Origin of the sequence: Bacillus sp. JKS001846, assembly GCF_900176455.1 — a bacterium.
In the GTDB taxonomy this organism is placed as follows: Bacteria; Bacillota; Bacilli; order Bacillales; family Bacillaceae_G; genus Bacillus_A; species Bacillus_A cereus.
This window is the reverse complement of sequence record NZ_FWYG01000001.1, coordinates 4161066-4177046: the sequence shown is the minus strand read 5'-3', so window position 1 is coordinate 4177046 and position 15981 is coordinate 4161066. Positions and strand designations below refer to the sequence as shown.

Genomic DNA, 15981 nt, shown 5'->3' with positions numbered 1-15981 from the left:
TGGCTCGATAATTAGTGAGAGAAGTTATTTGCACGGTCATAAAAGAAAGCGGTACAATAGAAGATGATGGTAAGGTATCGGTGTCATATCCGAACCTTTTGAACAATTAACTACTCTGTAAGAAGAAGTATAAGAAGAAGTATGCTCATTCTAAAGGTTGCGTTCTAACAGTGAGTTGCTTATGATAAATGAACAGAAGAGAATATTTTTTAGAATTAAAGGAGACGTTTATGCAAAAGTTTGAACAAGCTGTTTCATATATTGAAAATGGTGAAGCGGAAAAAGGATTACAATTATTAAAAGAACAATTAAAAATTGCGAATGATGAAGAGAAGTATGATATCGCTCGTTACTATCATACGCTTGGATTTACAGATGAGGCATTAGCAATTACTGAAGACTTACGTTTACTGTATCCAGAAGAAAGTGAATTCACTGTATTTTTAGCAGAATTATATATTGATCTAGATAAAGAAGATGAAGCGATTGAAGTGCTTCATGATATTCCAGAAAATGACGATTTATATGTTCAATCGTTATTACTTGTTGCAGATTTATTCCAAATGCAAGGTTTTGATGATGTAGCAGAGCAAAAACTATTAAAGGCGAAAGAAATGATGCCTGATGAACCTGTTATTACGTTTGGGTTAGCAGAATTATATAGTAGTAAAGGTGAAGAACAAAAGGCAATTACTTATTATGAATCGCTATTAGCGGAACATAAAGTAATGGGTGGTGTTGTGATCGCACTTCGCCTCGCAGAAACGTTAAGCGCGATCGGAAACTGGGAAGAAGCGATTTCTTATTATGAAGCAGGCCTAGAGGAACAAAAAGATATTCACTCATTATTTGGATATGCCTTTACATTATACCAAGGTGAAGAATATCAGAGAGCAATTGGTGCTTGGCAAGAACTAAAAGAATTAGACCCTGAGTACGCATCACTGTACATGTATTTAGCGAAAAGCTATGAAAAAGAAGGAATGCTTCAAGAAAGCTATGAAACGCTTCATGAAGGAATTAAAGTAGATGAGCTTTCAGTTCCATTTTATGTAGAGTTAGCGAACATTGCGGCGAAATTAGGGAAAATAGTAGAAGCAGAGGAAGTTCTTCAAAAAGCGCTTGAGTTAGATCCAGGGCATTTAGGTGCAACATTAAAATATGCATATATCTTAAAAGAACAAGAAAAGTACGAAGAGTTAATTGCAATTGTAGAGCGTGCTATTGATAGTGGAGAACCAGATACACAACTACTTTGGGATCTTGCGTATGCAAAAAAACAATTAGAAATGTATTCGGATGCATTAAAACACTATGAAAGTGCATATACTTCTTTTAAGAATCATCCAGACTTCTTAGAAGAGTACGGTTATTTCTTATTGGAAGAAGGAAAACGAAAAGAGGCGAAAGAAGTATTTACCCAGTTATTACAACTAGACCCGACACAAATTCATATTGAAGAATTGTTATATAATTTAGAGGATTTTTCATAAGTTGGAAGGAAACTGAATGCCGCTTCTTGAATCTAAAAAGAAAAGAGAAAGACAGAGGAGGGACTTAATTGCTATGAATACCCCTGTTTCTGTAAACGAGAAGAAGGATTTTGTAAAATGGTTTTTGAATAATTACCAACTGAAACAGCGTGAATGTGTATGGATTCTGAATTATTTAATGAGTCACGACCAATTGATGCATAAAGTCCACTTCGTAGAGCATGCAAAATATTGTCCGCGTGGCTTAGTGATGTCAGCGAATTGTGTGAAAGACACACCGTTTCACTTTTTTAAACAAAATGTTATGACAACAGATGCTGAAAAATCGTTTCATGATATTCGTTTAAATCGAGATGAGGATATTTATATTCAACTCAACTTTAAATCATCGTTTCAAAATGCGAATTATGTAGCTGTATTAGAAGAAAACCCATATCTACCAAAGCATATTGAAGTAAATGAAAAAGATCGTTTACTTGCAGAAAGGTTTTTGGAAGAAAGTGTATTTTCGTTTAGGAGAGAACGCCTTTTGAAACAAATTGATGAAGCGTTAGATAAGCAAGATAAGGAAGCGTTTCATAGATTAACGGCAGAGTTAAAGACTTTATAGAATTTATTTGGATTAATTAATTTTTACAAATTTCAGACTTTTATAAAGAAAAACTACCTATATTGGGTAGTTTTTCTTTTTTTACCTCTTTTAGTGTGGTTTAATATATATAAAGTGAAAGTTCTGTCATTTGCAAGTGAAGGAGGGAAGGGATTTGAAGTGGATTGTAAAAGATGTAGAACAGTTTGAGCAAGCAAGAGAGTATGTTGATACAGGAGTAATACCGCTGTTATCAATTTCGGCAGCAAAAGAAATGAAAATGGTTGTAGAACAAGGTGAATTTATCGAATTGTTGAGCACGGAATTGGAAAGAGAGTATAAAGGAAGAGTGCTTTTACTGCCTGCGTTTACGTATTTGGTAGAAAGTCAAAAGAATGAAAAAGGTCGTTTGCAAGAATGGACAAATCATTTACGAAGTGAAGGTTTTAAGCATATTGCTTATGTTACAAGTGATTTTTCATGGAAAGAGGATATGCAAGAGTTACAGGGAGATTTATTTTGGTTTCCTTCATTAGCGTTAGAACAATTTAGTGATCAAGCAAAAAGAGAAGTTATTCATGCGCATATAAAAAATATAATGGTGATGTTGGAAGCGAAATGGGGAAACTCGCAATAAACAGAAAGTTCTTATTATTATGAGTAGTATGATATTGACCTGTGCATGAGCGTATTATATCATGATAGTGTCCTAGTTTTTATTTTTTATATAATTTATCACGAGGGGACAATTTCTGATAGAGGGGGGAAATTTTCGTGAGCGACAAAGAACATCGCGTGTCAAGAAGACAATTTTTAAATTACACACTCACAGGGGTAGGAGGCTTTATGGCTGCCGGTATTTTAATGCCGATGACGCGATTTGCGCTTGATCCGGTGTTAAGAAAAGAAGCGGGAACAGATATGGTTGCTGTTGCGCAAGTAAAGGATATTACAACAGAGCCGAAGCGTTTCGATTTTAAAGTGAAGCAGGTTGATGGTTGGTACAAGTCTGAAGAACCAAAATCGGCTTGGGTTCATAAAGATGAAAGCGGAGACATTGTTGCGTTCTCTCCAGTATGTAAACATTTAGGATGTACAGTTAACTGGAATTCGGACAAAGCACATCCGAATCAATTCTTTTGCCCATGTCACGGGGGGCGTTATACAAAAGATGGGATTAACATTAAAGGTACGCCACCCCTTGCTCCGCTTGATGTGTACGAGTCTAAAGTGAAAGATGGAACGCTGTATCTAGGAAAAGCGAAGCCAAGAGGGGGTGCAAAGTAGATGTTAAATAAAATTTATGATTGGGTGGATGAAAGATTGGATATTACACCAATATGGCGTGATATCGCTGATCATGAAGTACCTGAACATGTAAACCCGGCACATCACTTTTCTGCATTCGTCTATTGCTTTGGAGGACTTACCTTTTTCGTTACTGTAATTCAAATTTTATCTGGAATGTTTTTGACGATGTATTATGTGCCTGATATTAAAAATGCTTGGGAATCAGTTTACTATTTACAAAATGAAGTTGCTTATGGGCAAATTGTTCGTGGTATGCACCACTGGGGTGCTAGTCTCGTAATTGTAATGATGTTTTTACATACACTCAGAGTTTTCTTCCAAGGTGCGTATAAAAAGCCCCGTGAGTTAAACTGGATTGTTGGTGTTCTTATTTTCTTTGTTATGTTAGGTCTTGGTTTTACCGGATATTTATTGCCGTGGGATATGAAAGCTTTATTTGCTACAAAAGTAGGGATTCAAATTGCAGAGCAAACACCGCTCATTGGTCCTTATATTAAAACATTACTCGCTGGTCATTCCGAAATTGTTGGCGCTCAAACATTAACTCGCTTCTTTGCTATTCACGTCTTCTTCTTACCAGCAGCACTTCTAGGTTTAATGGCCTTCCACTTCATCATGATTCGCAAACAAGGTATTTCCGGTCCACTATAAGAGATTGCTAAATTAAAGGGGAAAGAACTAAAGGAGGGAGATTATGCATCGCGGCAAAGGGATGAAGTTTGTAGGAGATTCTCGGGTACCAGTAGTTCGGAAACCAAATATTCCAAAAGACTATTCTGAATACCCAGGGAAAACAGAAGCATTTTGGCCGAACTTCTTGTTAAAAGAATGGATGGTTGGTGCAGTTTTTTTAATCGGTTATTTATGTTTAACAGTGGCGCATCCGTCGCCGCTTGAGAGAATGGCGGACCCAACAGATGCTGGATATATACCACTTCCAGATTGGTATTTCTTATTCTTGTATCAGTTATTAAAGTATTCGTATGCTTCCGGTTCATTTACTGTAATTGGAGCATTTATTATGCCAGGGATTGCGTTTGGAGCATTACTGTTAGCTCCATTTCTTGATCGAGGTCCAGAAAGACGTCCATTGAAGCGTCCTGTGGCAACTGGATTTATGCTTTTAGCAATTGCATCGATTATCTTTTTAACTTGGGAATCTGTAGCACACCACGACTGGGAAGCTGCAAAAAAACAAGGAGCAATTGTAAAAACAGCGCCAGTTGATAAAAATGATGATGGCTATAAATTAATGCAAAAAAATACTTGTTTAACATGTCATGGTGACAATTTACAAGGCGGGGCAGCAGCACCGGCACTGCAAAACTTAACTTTAAAGCCAGAAGAAATTGCTAAAATTGCGAAAGAGGGAAAAGGTTCAATGCCTAAAGGTGTATTTAAAGGTACGGATGAGGAACTGAAGAAGCTTTCGGAATTCGTTGCAAAGTATAATAAAAAATAATAAAAAGCTGACTACAAAATTTGTAGTCAGCTTTTCTATTTAGTTGGATGAAGTTTGTTATAATAGAGTAGGATTTAATGAATGAATTACTTTGCTTGAAAGGTGTTGGACATACGGATTGGTGTACTTGTATGCAATGTTAAGACAACGCTCGGTATTATTATTTTTATTAATTGTTAACATATTAGGTACAATTTACGGATTTATATGGTACGGAAATCAATTGAAAGAAACGTCACCTATATTTTGGCCGTTTGTACCAGATAGTCCTATGGCGAGTCTCTTTTTTGTCTTTGTTTTAATTGCTTTTTTGGCAAAGAGAAACTGGGGATTAATAGAAGCGTTAGCGATTGTAACTTTAATAAAATATGGTATTTGGGCTGTTGTTGTAAACGGGATTATGATTTACGTAAAAGGGCCTATTGGCCTTATGGGCTACATGTTAATGCTTTCGCACTTTGCGATGGCAGTACAAGGATTTTTATATGCTCCATTCTATCGTATAAAAAAATGGCATTTTATAGTAGCAGCTGTGTGGACGTTGCATAACGATGCAATTGATTATTTATTTTGGCAAATGCCGCGATATGGAATTATGCATTTGTTTGTAGAGGAAATTGGTTATTTTACGTTTTGGTTAAGTATTGCTGTACTATGTATTACATATTATTGTTGCTTACGTGAGCAAAGGAAACAATTTTCTTTATGATGGTTAGAACATTTAGGGGGAGAACATGGAGAAAAATAAGAGTGGTACAAAAATATTGGATCGATTGATTACTTTAGTTGTTTCATATAGCATAGCATTTTCTATTTTTGCACTCGCAACAACGGCAGTTGTCTATGGAAAATGGCTGTATTATTTTGAAATTGATTTTTTAAATATTCCTGATTTAGCGGATATGACGAAGGATGAAATTAAAAGAAATTACGATGTGCTTATTACATATTTATCCCCGTTTTATGACGGAGCATTACATTTGCCAACATTAGATATGTCCACAAATGGCCGTATTCATTTTGTAGATGTTAAAAATATTTTAGTAAAGATTCAATATGTGATGTATGCGACAATTATGATTGCAGTGATAGGCGGAATTTATTTATTAAAAAAGAAAAATGAAAAGTTTTTACTGCATGGATCGATTTTAACAATCATTTTTCCGATAGCGCTTATGTTACCAATTGCTATTAATTTTGAAAAGAGTTTTGTATTATTCCATAAACTTTTATTTAGTAATGATTATTGGGTTTTTGATCCTGAAAAAGATCCAATTATATTAATGTTACCAGAAGAGTTCTTTATGCATGCTGCGTGTGCTATTTTATTATTCATTTTAGGTGGTAGTATACTTTGTTACAGTTTATATCGATATTTCGTAAAAAAGAAAAGGATGTCACAGAAAAAATTCTCTGCTTAAAGAGAATTTTTTTCTTTGTAAAATGATAATATATTTTTCGGTCTAGTTCTGTTCTATTCTTGTCCAAATTAACATATTTTGTACTAGTAGTTATAGGGGGGACCGGGATGAAGAGAACATTAATTGGATTGATAGCATTTCTAATTATAATGTTTCCGTTACGTATATATGCTGAAGAGTGGAATGAGCTAACAGGGTTGTTAGACGACTCGTTACAGTTAGTGAAGCGTAATGAAGATGAAAAAGCGGTACAAGTATTACAACATTTCTCGGAGCAATTTTTAATAAAGGGGAATGAAAAGAAGCAGGAAGTAACACCAGATCAAGTTAGAGTTATTTCTTTAGCTTACGATAAGGCGCAACAATCGCTCTCTGAAGAAGGTTTAGGTAAGCAAGCTAAAATTGATAATGTGCTGGCATTACAACTTGCTGTTGATGCACAAGTATCGAAATATCAACCACTTTGGATGGAAAGAGAAAGGAAAGTAATGGATGCCTTTTCTCAAATGGAAAAAGCGATGGAAAAAGAAGATGCTGGGCAGTTTCAACAAACGTTAAATACGTTTTTAAATGAATTCAATATTATTTATCCAAGCTTAATGATTGCTTTGCCAGAAAACGAGGTTCAGCGTGTAAATGTTCATTTATCTTATTTAGATGAATTTCGTAACGTTATGTTAAAAACGAAAGGCGGCCAAATGCAATTAGGGATTATTAAAGGGGATTTGCAAAAGATATTTCACACAGTAAAAAAAGATGAAATTGCACCCTCTCTCATTTGGTTTATGACAATTACTGGGGGACTTATTTTCTTCACATTAACTTATGTTGGATGGAGAAAGTATAAAGGAGAAAGAGAAAAAAGAAAAAGTAATGTACATTCTAAAAATAGATAATGCAATAAATAAAGATATGGATTGTAAGGTTTATTCATTGACAATAGTGGCAGAAGAAAATAGAATGAGAAGTACTATAATTAAAACTTCAATGGAGGTTCATGATGTTTTATTTAATTTACTTCGCGATCATAATGATCATACCGTTGTATGCACAGTCAAGAGTACGTAGTGCCTATAGCAAGTATTCACAAGTTTATTCAACATCAGGTATGACAGGAGCGGAAGTGGCTCGAAAAATTTTAGATGAAAATGGATTATACAACGTAGCTGTAGAAGAAACACCAGGTCATTTATCAGACCATTATGATCCAACCGCTAAGACGGTTCGATTATCAACAGATAACTATTATGGACATTCAGTTGCTGGTACAGCAGTTGCAGCACACGAAGTAGGACACGCAATTCAAGATGCAAAAGATTATAAATTTATGCGCGTTCGTCATTCGTTAGTGCCAGTTGCAAACTTTGGTTCGAATATGTCTTGGATTTTCGTCCTAATCGGTATATTTGCACAAATGTCTGGTTTGTTGTTATTAGGTATCATTTTAATGGCAGCAGGTGTTGTGTTCCAGCTCGTTACATTGCCAGTTGAGTTTGATGCGTCAAAGCGCGCAATGCAACAAATTGAAGCGTTAGGTATTGTATCAACAGATGAATATGGGCAAGCTCGTAAAGTATTAAATGCGGCAGCATTAACATATGTAGCAGCTGCAGCTGTAGCGGTATTTGAATTATTACGTCTCGTATTAATGTATACTGGTATGCAGCGTAGCGACGACTAAAGACTATCAATTTTGATAGTCTTTTTTTGTTGTATGGATTGAATTATATAATGTATTGCAAATAGAAATAATAGAAGTAATGCGGAAAGGCGGTGGGGGGAAATGAAATATCCAGACCATTTAGTAAAACAAGTGCAAGAGCGCAGTGATCCTTATCAACTAGAAGTTTTTTTAAGTGGACAAGGTCCTGAAAATCCCAAATTTATGTTGTTAGGAGAAGCGCCTGGTGAAACAGAAATTCATAATGGGATTCCGTTTAGCGGGAGGGCGGGAAAACAATTAATGGATTTTTTAGAGCGTATTGATGTTACAAGGGAAGAAGTATATATTACGAGCGCTGTTCGAAGTAGACCTTATAAATGGCGAGAGAAAAAAGAACGAAATGGTGAAATCATACAAAAAAAGTATAATAGAACGCCAAATCAGGGAGAAATAGTTGCCCATGCGCCTTTGTTAGATTATGAATTAGAGAAAATACATCCGAAGCTTATCGTCACGCTTGGAAATATCGGTCTTCAACGTTTAACAGGAAAAAATAAAAAAATCACAGATGTACACGGGCAATTATTAAAACAGCCCATTCAAAAATTAAAGGATATGCAAAGTGCAGAGTTTACATGGTCAGAGAAAGAATATCATGTTTTTCCGACTTTTCATCCAGCTTCCATTTTTTATAATCGGAGTTTATTGGAGCTTATTCATGAGGATTTTGAGAAGCTTAAAAGACTTGTAATAAAAAACTAGAAAAGCTAAGGCGCTTTTCTAGTTACATTTAATTATGTAAAGGGTTTTTATTTTCATCTAACGTAAATCCTTCACCAACTACATCATGTACATCACTTACAGCGACAAAAGCATGAGGATCTACAGAAGTAATGATATTCTTTAATTTCACGATTTCATTTTTAGCAACAACGCAATACAATACGTTACGTTCCACTTTTGTATACGATCCAACAGCTTTTAAAAAGGTTGCTCCGCGCTCCATTTCAGATAAAATTTTGGCAGCAATTTCATCGTTTTTCTCTGAGATAATAGTCGCTCCTTTGGCAGCATAAGCTCCTTCTTGCATAAAATCAATGACTTTAGCACCGATAAAAACAGCAACTAGCGTATACATGCCCTCGCGGTATGATAAATAGGTAAGAATAGAGACTACGATAACGACAGCATCAAACATAAACATTGTTTTCCCCATACTCCAGCCAACATATTTGTGAGCTAGTCGTGCGATAATATCTACACCGCCAGTAGTCCCGCCATATTTAAATATTATTCCAAGGCCGATACCGATAAATGCCCCGGCGAATAAAGCTGCGAGTGTCATATCATTTTGCAAGTTTAAATGTAAGTTGAGTACTTCGTAACGCTGGAAAATCCATAGAAATAAAGATACGCTAAAGGTGCCAATTAATGTATATAAAAATGTCGTTCTGCCAAGTAACCTCCAACCAATAAAAAATATAGGGATATTTAAAATTAAGTTTGAGTAGGAAGGATCAAACTTAAATAAAAAATACAATAATAGTGTAATACCAGTAAACCCACCCTCTGCAAGGTGGTTTTCAATATTGATATTGACAATACCGAAAGAAAATATAGCGGAACCGATTAAAATAAAAATAATATTTCGCATCTTTAATTTTGATGTCATATAGAAATCCCCCTAATTATGTAATGATTGCATTGCTCCGCTGAAACAGTAAAACATAATAATAAGTAATTTCTAGTTGCTAGTGAAAATAGTAAGAACTTGATTGATGTGGGCTGATCTTTTGTGAAAAGCACAAAAGAAGGTTTCACTTTATCCCGCTCTAACGGCTGATAGGAGATGAAGCAAAGAAGAGGGGCAAACCAGCCGTAGGAACTCGATTAGTTCAACTAATCTTTTGCAAAAAGCGCAAAAGAAGTTTCACTTTACCCCGTACCAACGGCTGGTAGGAGATAAAGCTCTGAAGAAAGGCGAACCAGCCGTAGGAACCCGATTAGTTCAACTAATCTTTTGCAAAAAGCGCAAAAGAAGTTTCACTTTACCCCGTACCAACGGCTGGTAGGAGATAAAGCTCTGAAGAAAGGCGAACCAGCCGTAGGAACCCGATTAGTTCAACTAATCTTTTGCAAAAAAACGCAAAAGAAGTTTCACTTTATTATAGTCTATCCAAAAATGGGTCGCAAATAGGTGTTTGGCGGGGAATAATATTTGTCAAATCGCGATGAATTGGCTAACATGAAAGAGGAAGGATTAGAGGTGAATAGTATGGAAGCAAAAACGATGAAAGATATGCAGAAAGAAGTAGATGCATATATTGGTCAGTTTAAAGAAGGTTATTTCAGTCCGCTTGCAATGATGGCTCGTTTAACGGAAGAAATGGGAGAGCTTGCAAGAGAGGTAAATCATTATTATGGTGAGAAACCGAAGAAAACAACTGAAAAAGAAAGAAGTATTGAAGAAGAGCTTGGAGATGTATTATTTGTTATGATTTGTATGGCAAATAGTTTAAATATTGATTTAGAGACAGCACATAACATTGTAATGAATAAATTTAATACACGTGATAAAGATCGCTGGACACGTATTGATGAGGGAGAGAAAGAATAATGAAAGAAATTAAAGTAATTATCGCCGGACCAAGAGGACGTATGGGACATGAAGCAGTCCTTCTTATGGAAAGAACGGAACATTTTAATTTAGTAGCAGCAGTGGATTATAAGCATGGTGGTGAAAAAATTTCTGATTTACCTGGCATGCCAGCATTACATGCGCCGATTTACGCTGATTTACATACTTGTTTAGATGAAGTAGAAGCAGATGTGTTGTTAGATTTAACAACACCAGAAGTGGGGAAACAACACGTTACACTTGCAGTTGAGCGTGGACTTCGTTCGGTTATTGGTACAACTGGATTTACAGAAGAAGAATTGGCACGTTTAACAGAGAATGCAAAAGAAAAAGCAGTAGGAACAATTATTGCTCCAAACTTTGCAATTGGTGCAGTTCTTATGATGAAATTCTCACAAATGGCAGCGAAATATTTCCAAGATGTTGAGGTAATTGAATTACATCATGATCAAAAATTAGACGCACCATCTGGTACAGCTGTAAAAACGGTAGAGTTAATTCGTCAAAATCGTGAATCAAAGCAGCAAGGTCATCCAAATGAAGTAGAGCAACTAGCAGGTGCACGTGGTGCAAATGTAGACGGTATTCACATTCATAGTGTACGTTTGCCAGGGCTTATTGCACACCAAGAAGTAATGTTCGGTGGAGATGGACAAATGTTAACAGTTCGTCATGATTCATTCAATCGTGCATCATTTATGTCAGGTGTAAAACTATCAATTGAGACAGTAATGAACCTTGATTATCTTGTGTACGGTTTAGAAAATATTATCGACTAAAGGGGAGACAACGGATGAAAATTGCCTTAATCGCACATGACAAAAAGAAAAATGATATGGTTTCGTTTGCATACGCATATAAACCAATTTTTGAACAACATGAATTATTTGCAACAGGAACGACAGGGCTTCGTATTATGGAAGCGACTGGATTAGTTGTAACAAGATATCAATCTGGCCCTCTTGGTGGAGATCAAGAAATTGGTGCAATGATTGCAAAGAACGATTTAGATATGGTGATTTTCTTCCGCGATCCATTAACAGCACAGCCGCATGAACCGGATGTGAATGCATTGCTTCGTTTATGTGATGTATATGCGATTCCACTTGCAACGAATATGGCAAGTGCTGAAATGTTAATGCACGCATTAGAGCGAGGAGATTTAGATTATCGTAAGTTAAGAAAATGAGGGGAACAATTATGAGTGGATTACATATATTAGCGTTTGGTGCTCATGCCGATGATGTTGAAATCGGCATGGCTGGTACCATCGCTAAATATACAAAGCAAGGGTATGAAGTAGGTATTTGTGATTTAACAGAAGCTGATCTTTCTTCAAATGGAACGATAGAGTTGAGAAAAGAAGAAGCGAAGGTTGCAGCTCGTATAATGGGAGTAAAAACGAGGCTGAATTTAGCGATGCCAGACCGTGGTTTGTATATGAAAGAAGAGTATATACGTGAAATTGTCAAGGTGATCCGTACATATAAACCAAAACTAGTTTTTGCACCGTACTATGAAGATCGCCATCCAGATCATGCAAATTGTGCAAAGCTTGTGGAAGAGGCTATTTTTTCAGCAGGAATCCGTAAATATATGCCGGAACTTTCACCACATCGTGTGGAGTCTTTTTATAATTATATGATTAATGGTTTTCATAAACCGAATTTTTGTATAGATATAAGTGAGTACCTCTCTATAAAGGTGGAAGCATTAGAAGCGTATGAAAGTCAGTTTTCAACAGGGAGCGATGGTGTTAAGACACCGTTAACAGAAGGTTACGTTGAAACTGTAATCGCTCGTGAGAAGATGTTTGGAAAAGAAGTTGGAGTCTTGTATGCCGAGGGATTTATGAGTAAGAAACCGGTTTTATTACATGCTGATTTATTAGGGGGATGTAAATGAAATTAAAAATAGGTATTACATGTTATCCTTCTGTAGGTGGTTCTGGAGTTGTTGGAACAGAATTAGGAAAGCAATTGGCGGAACGTGGGCATGAAATTCACTTTATTACATCGGGTTTACCATTCCGGTTAAATAAAGTATATCCAAACATTTATTTTCATGAAGTGACGGTAAATCAATACTCTGTATTTCAATATCCACCATACGATTTAGCGTTAGCAAGTAAAATGGCCGAGGTTGCACAAAGAGAAAACTTAGACATTTTACATGTGCATTACGCAATACCACATGCAATTTGTGCATATTTAGCAAAACAAATGATCGGAGAGCGTATTAAAATTGTTACAACCTTACATGGAACAGATATTACTGTGTTAGGTTCCGACCCTTCGTTAAATAATTTAATTCGTTTTGGTATTGAGCAATCGGATGTTGTCACTGCTGTCTCGCATTCATTAATTAACGAAACACATGAGCTTGTAAAACCAAGTAAAGAAATTCAAACGGTATATAACTTTATAGACGAACGTGTATATTTCAAGCGTAATATGTCTCAATTAAAGAAAGAATACGGTATAAGTGAGAGTGAAAAAGTACTTATTCATATTTCGAATTTCCGTAAAGTGAAACGTGTGCAGGATGTTGTTCAGGCATTTGCTAAAATTGTTAAAGAAGTAGATGCGAAGTTGCTTCTTGTTGGAGACGGACCAGAATTCTGTACGATTTTACAGATAGTGAAGAATTTACATATTGAAGATCGCGTTTTATTCCTAGGGAAGCAAGATAATGTTGCAGAACTACTTGCGATGAGTGATTTAATGTTGCTTCTATCAGAGAAGGAAAGTTTTGGTCTTGTTTTATTAGAAGCAATGGCGTGTGGTGTACCTTGTATCGGAACGCGGGTTGGAGGTATTCCAGAGGTTATTCAACACGGGGAAACAGGATATTTATGTGAAGTTGGCGATACAACAGGAGTGGCAAATCAAGCTATTCAGCTATTAAAGGACGAGGAACTTCACCGTAATATGGGAGAACGAGCAAGAGAAAGTGTTTATGAGCAATTTCGCTCAGAAAAAATTGTTTCACAATATGAAACGATTTACTATGACGTACTAAGGGATGACAAAAATGGAAAGATTTAAAAAAGCTAGTTCTATTATTGAGACATTAAAGCAACAAGGACATGAGGCTTACTTTGTTGGTGGGAGCGTACGAGATCTTATTATCGATAGGCCGATTGGAGATATTGATATTGCGACATCTGCTCTACCAGAAGAAGTGATGGCTATATTCCCAAGAAATGTTCCTGTTGGTCTTGAGCATGGAACTGTAATTGTTGTAGAAAATGGTGAGCCTTATGAGGTAACTACTTTTCGAACAGAAAGCGAATATGAAGATTTTCGAAGACCTAGTAGTGTTCAATTTGTTCGTTCATTAGAAGAGGATTTAAAACGTCGTGATTTCACGATGAATGCAATTGCTATGACAGAAGAAGGCAAAATGGTTGATTTATTTGCTGGACAGGAAGCCATTCAACAGAGAGAAATTGTGACAGTTGGAAATGCTGCGGATCGTTTTCAAGAAGATGCCCTGCGAATGATGCGTGGTATTCGGTTTGTAAGCACGTTAGGTTTTTCATTAGAAATGAAAACGAAGCAAGCGATTGAAACGCATGGGCATTTGCTAGAACATATAGCAATTGAGCGTATTACAGTAGAGTTTGAGAAACTGTTAACTGGTACATATTGTGTGAAAGGTCTCAAAGAATTAGTAGAGACGAAGCTATTTTCTCATTTGCCATATTTACAAATGTCAGAAGAGAGACTGTTAAAAGCTACGCAGTATAAATGGGATTCTTTCGAAACGGATATTGAGGCGTGGGCATTTTTCTTATATTGTATCGGAGAAGAACATCCATCTGTCTTTTTACGTCAATGGAAGTTTTCGAATAAAAAAATAAAAGATATTGTTGCAGTTTTATTGGCAATTCGTACTAGAAAGGAGAAGGATTGGGATACAGTCCTTCTTTATAAAACGGGAATTCATATCGCTGAAATGGCAGAGAGAGTATATGAAGCGATGATTGAAAGCTATGACCCTACATCTGTTGAACGAGTACAATTAATGTTTCATGCATTGCCAATCCAGGAACGTCAAGAAATGAATGTGACTGGTAATGATTTATTAAACTGGGCAAACAAAAAGCCTGGTCCGTGGGTTGCTGAAATGCTTCAGAAAATCGAAGAAGCAATCGTACAAGGAAACGTAGTTAATGAGAAAGAGCGTATAAGGGAGTGGCTGCAAGGATGCAATCTACTATAAGAAAGCAGTTATTGCAAGTTTTTTCTGAAGCGGATGGCGAGTTTGTATCCGGCCAAACAATTAGTGATAAACTTGGTTGTTCAAGAACTGCTGTGTGGAAACATATGGAGGATCTGCGGAGTGAGGGATATGAACTTGAAGCTGTGCGCCGATTAGGTTACCGAATTACAAGTAAGCCAGACAAAGTGACTGCTAATGAAATTCAGTTAGGGCTACAAACGAAGCGGATTGGTAGAACAGTGTATTTTGAAGAAACTGTTGAATCAACGCAGCACATTGCAGCAAAACTTGCTTATGAAGGTGCAGAAGAAGGAACTGTCGTTGTAGCAGAAGAACAAACAGCGGGAAGAGGTCGTTTAAGCAGAAAATGGCATTCACCAAAAGGAACAGGGATTTGGATGAGTATTATTTTACGCCCGTCAATCCCAGTTCATCATGCACCGCAACTTACTTTGTTAGCGGCTGTTAGTGTTGCACAGGCAATTGAAAAATGTACAGGTGTAAACGTAGGAATAAAATGGCCAAATGATATTTTAATTCAAGATAAAAAGGCTGTAGGTATATTAACAGAAATGCAAGCGGATCCTGATAAAATTAATGCTGTCATTATGGGCATCGGTATTAATGCGAATCAAAAGCAAGAACATTTTGATGAAGAAATTCAGCACATCGCTACTTCATTAGCGATTGAATCAGGTAAGCCGATTGTTCGTGCAGAACTTATGCAACAAATCTATTTACAACTAGAAAAATTATATGAAGAATATTTACAAAATGGTTTCTCTGTCATTAAAATTCTTTGGGAAAGTTACGCTGTGAGCATCGGGAAAGAAATTACCGCTCGAACGATGAGAGAGACAATTACGGGGTTAGCAAAAGGAATCACAGAGGATGGTGTATTACTTCTGGAGGATCATGAGGGGAAAGTACATCATATTCATTCTGCAGATATCGAAATTAAGTAAAAGAAGTTCCTCTTTTGGAACTTCTTTTTATTTCAATAGTTTTGAGTTGAATTTGTAACATGATAATAAATTCTTTTCAGCTGCAATTCTCCTTTGTTAAGTACTTTCCTCAATTAACCTGCATCATTAGTTTAAGAGTTATACTATATAGTTAAATTGATTACAGAAAAAATTAACTTGGACTTTTTTAACATGCGTTGAAAAAACATGTA

The 15981-nt window shown here is 36.2% G+C and carries 19 protein-coding genes; 18 read left to right on the top strand and 1 reads right to left on the bottom strand.

Going from position 1 to position 15981, the window contains the following annotated elements; translation table 11 throughout:
• The first annotated feature begins 230 nt into the window (after positions 1-230).
• The 11 genes from B9A45_RS22215 to B9A45_RS22165 all read left to right on the top strand — a co-directional run bounded on the left by B9A45_RS22215 (position 231) and on the right by B9A45_RS22165 (position 8701).
• The gene (locus tag B9A45_RS22215; protein WP_001168671.1) at positions 231-1493 is read left to right on the top strand and encodes a tetratricopeptide repeat protein; all 1263 of its coding nucleotides are present in this window, start codon (positions 231-233) and stop codon (positions 1491-1493) included.
• A 73-nt stretch (positions 1494-1566) separates the two neighbouring features.
• The gene (locus tag B9A45_RS22210) at positions 1567-2103 is read left to right on the top strand and encodes a ReoY family proteolytic degradation factor (protein WP_001095925.1); all 537 of its coding nucleotides are present in this window, start codon (positions 1567-1569) and stop codon (positions 2101-2103) included.
• Positions 2104-2257: 154 nt separating this feature from the next.
• Entirely contained in the window at positions 2258-2719 is a 462-nt protein-coding gene (locus B9A45_RS22205) for a YpiF family protein (protein ID WP_084065108.1), read from the top strand.
• Between the two features lie 137 nt (positions 2720-2856).
• A complete protein-coding gene (gene qcrA / locus B9A45_RS22200) occupies positions 2857-3369 on the top strand; it encodes a menaquinol-cytochrome c reductase iron-sulfur subunit (RefSeq protein ID WP_001280593.1) in 513 nt (170 codons plus the stop codon).
• Positions 3370-4044 (top strand): menaquinol-cytochrome c reductase cytochrome b subunit, encoded by a 675-nt coding sequence (qcrB, locus tag B9A45_RS22195; protein WP_000932700.1) that lies wholly within the window; start codon positions 3370-3372, stop codon positions 4042-4044.
• Positions 4045-4087: 43 nt separating this feature from the next.
• Positions 4088-4855, top strand: a complete 768-nt coding sequence (qcrC, locus tag B9A45_RS22190) for a menaquinol-cytochrome c reductase cytochrome b/c subunit (RefSeq protein ID WP_084065103.1) — start codon at positions 4088-4090, stop codon at positions 4853-4855.
• A gap of 118 nt (positions 4856-4973) precedes the next feature.
• The gene (locus B9A45_RS22185) at positions 4974-5564 is read left to right on the top strand and encodes a lipoprotein heptaprenylglyceryl N-acetyltransferase LhaT (RefSeq protein WP_025967075.1); all 591 of its coding nucleotides are present in this window, start codon (positions 4974-4976) and stop codon (positions 5562-5564) included.
• Positions 5565-5589: 25 nt separating this feature from the next.
• Positions 5590-6276 (top strand): lipoprotein intramolecular transacylase Lit, encoded by a 687-nt coding sequence (locus B9A45_RS22180; protein WP_000414377.1) that lies wholly within the window; start codon positions 5590-5592, stop codon positions 6274-6276.
• Between the two features lie 107 nt (positions 6277-6383).
• Positions 6384-7172 (top strand): sporulation protein YpjB, encoded by a 789-nt coding sequence (gene ypjB, locus B9A45_RS22175; RefSeq protein WP_000831583.1) that lies wholly within the window; start codon positions 6384-6386, stop codon positions 7170-7172.
• A gap of 101 nt (positions 7173-7273) precedes the next feature.
• Positions 7274-7957 (top strand): zinc metallopeptidase, encoded by a 684-nt coding sequence (locus B9A45_RS22170; RefSeq protein WP_058839490.1) that lies wholly within the window; start codon positions 7274-7276, stop codon positions 7955-7957.
• Positions 7958-8059: 102 nt separating this feature from the next.
• Positions 8060-8701, top strand: a complete 642-nt coding sequence (locus B9A45_RS22165) for a uracil-DNA glycosylase (RefSeq protein ID WP_084065099.1) — start codon at positions 8060-8062, stop codon at positions 8699-8701.
• 28 nt (positions 8702-8729) lie between these two features.
• Here the strand turns inward: B9A45_RS22165 and B9A45_RS22160 are convergent, their stop codons facing one another.
• Positions 8730-9611, bottom strand: coding sequence for a YitT family protein (locus B9A45_RS22160; RefSeq protein WP_000202121.1), 882 nt, complete (start codon positions 9609-9611; stop codon positions 8730-8732).
• 603 nt (positions 9612-10214) lie between these two features.
• On the opposite strand from B9A45_RS22160, the gene B9A45_RS22150 reads away from it, so the two are divergent.
• From B9A45_RS22150 to B9A45_RS22120, 7 genes are read left to right on the top strand one after another with little or no spacing between them, the layout of a single operon-like run.
• The gene (locus tag B9A45_RS22150; protein ID WP_002108639.1) at positions 10215-10556 is read left to right on the top strand and encodes a nucleotide pyrophosphohydrolase; all 342 of its coding nucleotides are present in this window, start codon (positions 10215-10217) and stop codon (positions 10554-10556) included.
• Positions 10556-11356 carry a dihydrodipicolinate reductase gene (gene dapB / locus B9A45_RS22145; RefSeq protein ID WP_053514232.1) on the top strand — a complete coding sequence of 267 codons (801 nt, stop codon included), beginning with the start codon at positions 10556-10558 and terminating at the stop codon, positions 11354-11356. The genes B9A45_RS22150 and dapB overlap by 1 nt, the downstream gene beginning before the upstream one ends.
• 14 nt (positions 11357-11370) lie before the next feature.
• Positions 11371-11766: a methylglyoxal synthase gene (gene mgsA, locus B9A45_RS22140; RefSeq protein WP_000684765.1), complete on the top strand. Its 396-nt coding sequence runs from the start codon at positions 11371-11373 to the stop codon at positions 11764-11766.
• Between the two features lie 11 nt (positions 11767-11777).
• Complete coding sequence (gene bshB1, locus B9A45_RS22135; protein ID WP_000015673.1) at positions 11778-12482, top strand: bacillithiol biosynthesis deacetylase BshB1; 705 nt, start codon at positions 11778-11780, stop codon at positions 12480-12482.
• Positions 12479-13624, top strand: coding sequence for an N-acetyl-alpha-D-glucosaminyl L-malate synthase BshA (gene bshA / locus B9A45_RS22130; RefSeq protein WP_000768305.1), 1146 nt, complete (start codon positions 12479-12481; stop codon positions 13622-13624). Before bshB1 ends, bshA begins: the two co-directional genes overlap by 4 nt.
• A complete protein-coding gene (locus B9A45_RS22125; RefSeq protein WP_000439316.1) occupies positions 13611-14804 on the top strand; it encodes a CCA tRNA nucleotidyltransferase in 1194 nt (397 codons plus the stop codon). Before bshA ends, B9A45_RS22125 begins: the two co-directional genes overlap by 14 nt.
• The gene (locus B9A45_RS22120) at positions 14789-15769 is read left to right on the top strand and encodes a biotin--[acetyl-CoA-carboxylase] ligase (RefSeq protein WP_084065094.1); all 981 of its coding nucleotides are present in this window, start codon (positions 14789-14791) and stop codon (positions 15767-15769) included. The genes B9A45_RS22125 and B9A45_RS22120 overlap by 16 nt, the downstream gene beginning before the upstream one ends.
• Positions 15770-15981 lie beyond the last annotated feature (212 nt).

Bases quoted from the DNA above. Each gene is read 5' to 3' on its own strand.
- B9A45_RS22165 (WP_084065099.1), top strand. From the start codon at position 8,060: ATGAAATATCCAGACCATTTAGTAAAACAAGTGCAAGAGCGCAGTGAT.
- bshB1 (WP_000015673.1), top strand. From the start codon at position 11,778: ATGAGTGGATTACATATATTAGCGTTTGGTGCTCATGCCGATGATGTT.
- B9A45_RS22120 (WP_084065094.1), top strand. From the start codon at position 14,789: ATGCAATCTACTATAAGAAAGCAGTTATTGCAAGTTTTTTCTGAAGCG.
- B9A45_RS22160 (WP_000202121.1), bottom strand. From the start codon at position 9,611: ATGACATCAAAATTAAAGATGCGAAATATTATTTTTATTTTAATCGGT.
- qcrC (WP_084065103.1), top strand. From the start codon at position 4,088: ATGCATCGCGGCAAAGGGATGAAGTTTGTAGGAGATTCTCGGGTACCA.
- dapB (WP_053514232.1), top strand. From the start codon at position 10,556: ATGAAAGAAATTAAAGTAATTATCGCCGGACCAAGAGGACGTATGGGA.
- ypjB (WP_000831583.1), top strand. From the start codon at position 6,384: ATGAAGAGAACATTAATTGGATTGATAGCATTTCTAATTATAATGTTT.
- qcrB (WP_000932700.1), top strand. From the start codon at position 3,370: ATGTTAAATAAAATTTATGATTGGGTGGATGAAAGATTGGATATTACA.
- B9A45_RS22125 (WP_000439316.1), top strand. From the start codon at position 13,611: ATGGAAAGATTTAAAAAAGCTAGTTCTATTATTGAGACATTAAAGCAA.
- bshA (WP_000768305.1), top strand. From the start codon at position 12,479: ATGAAATTAAAAATAGGTATTACATGTTATCCTTCTGTAGGTGGTTCT.
- B9A45_RS22210 (WP_001095925.1), top strand. From the start codon at position 1,567: ATGAATACCCCTGTTTCTGTAAACGAGAAGAAGGATTTTGTAAAATGG.
- B9A45_RS22170 (WP_058839490.1), top strand. From the start codon at position 7,274: ATGATGTTTTATTTAATTTACTTCGCGATCATAATGATCATACCGTTG.
- B9A45_RS22215 (WP_001168671.1), top strand. From the start codon at position 231: ATGCAAAAGTTTGAACAAGCTGTTTCATATATTGAAAATGGTGAAGCG.
- B9A45_RS22180 (WP_000414377.1), top strand. From the start codon at position 5,590: ATGGAGAAAAATAAGAGTGGTACAAAAATATTGGATCGATTGATTACT.
- B9A45_RS22150 (WP_002108639.1), top strand. From the start codon at position 10,215: ATGGAAGCAAAAACGATGAAAGATATGCAGAAAGAAGTAGATGCATAT.
- mgsA (WP_000684765.1), top strand. From the start codon at position 11,371: ATGAAAATTGCCTTAATCGCACATGACAAAAAGAAAAATGATATGGTT.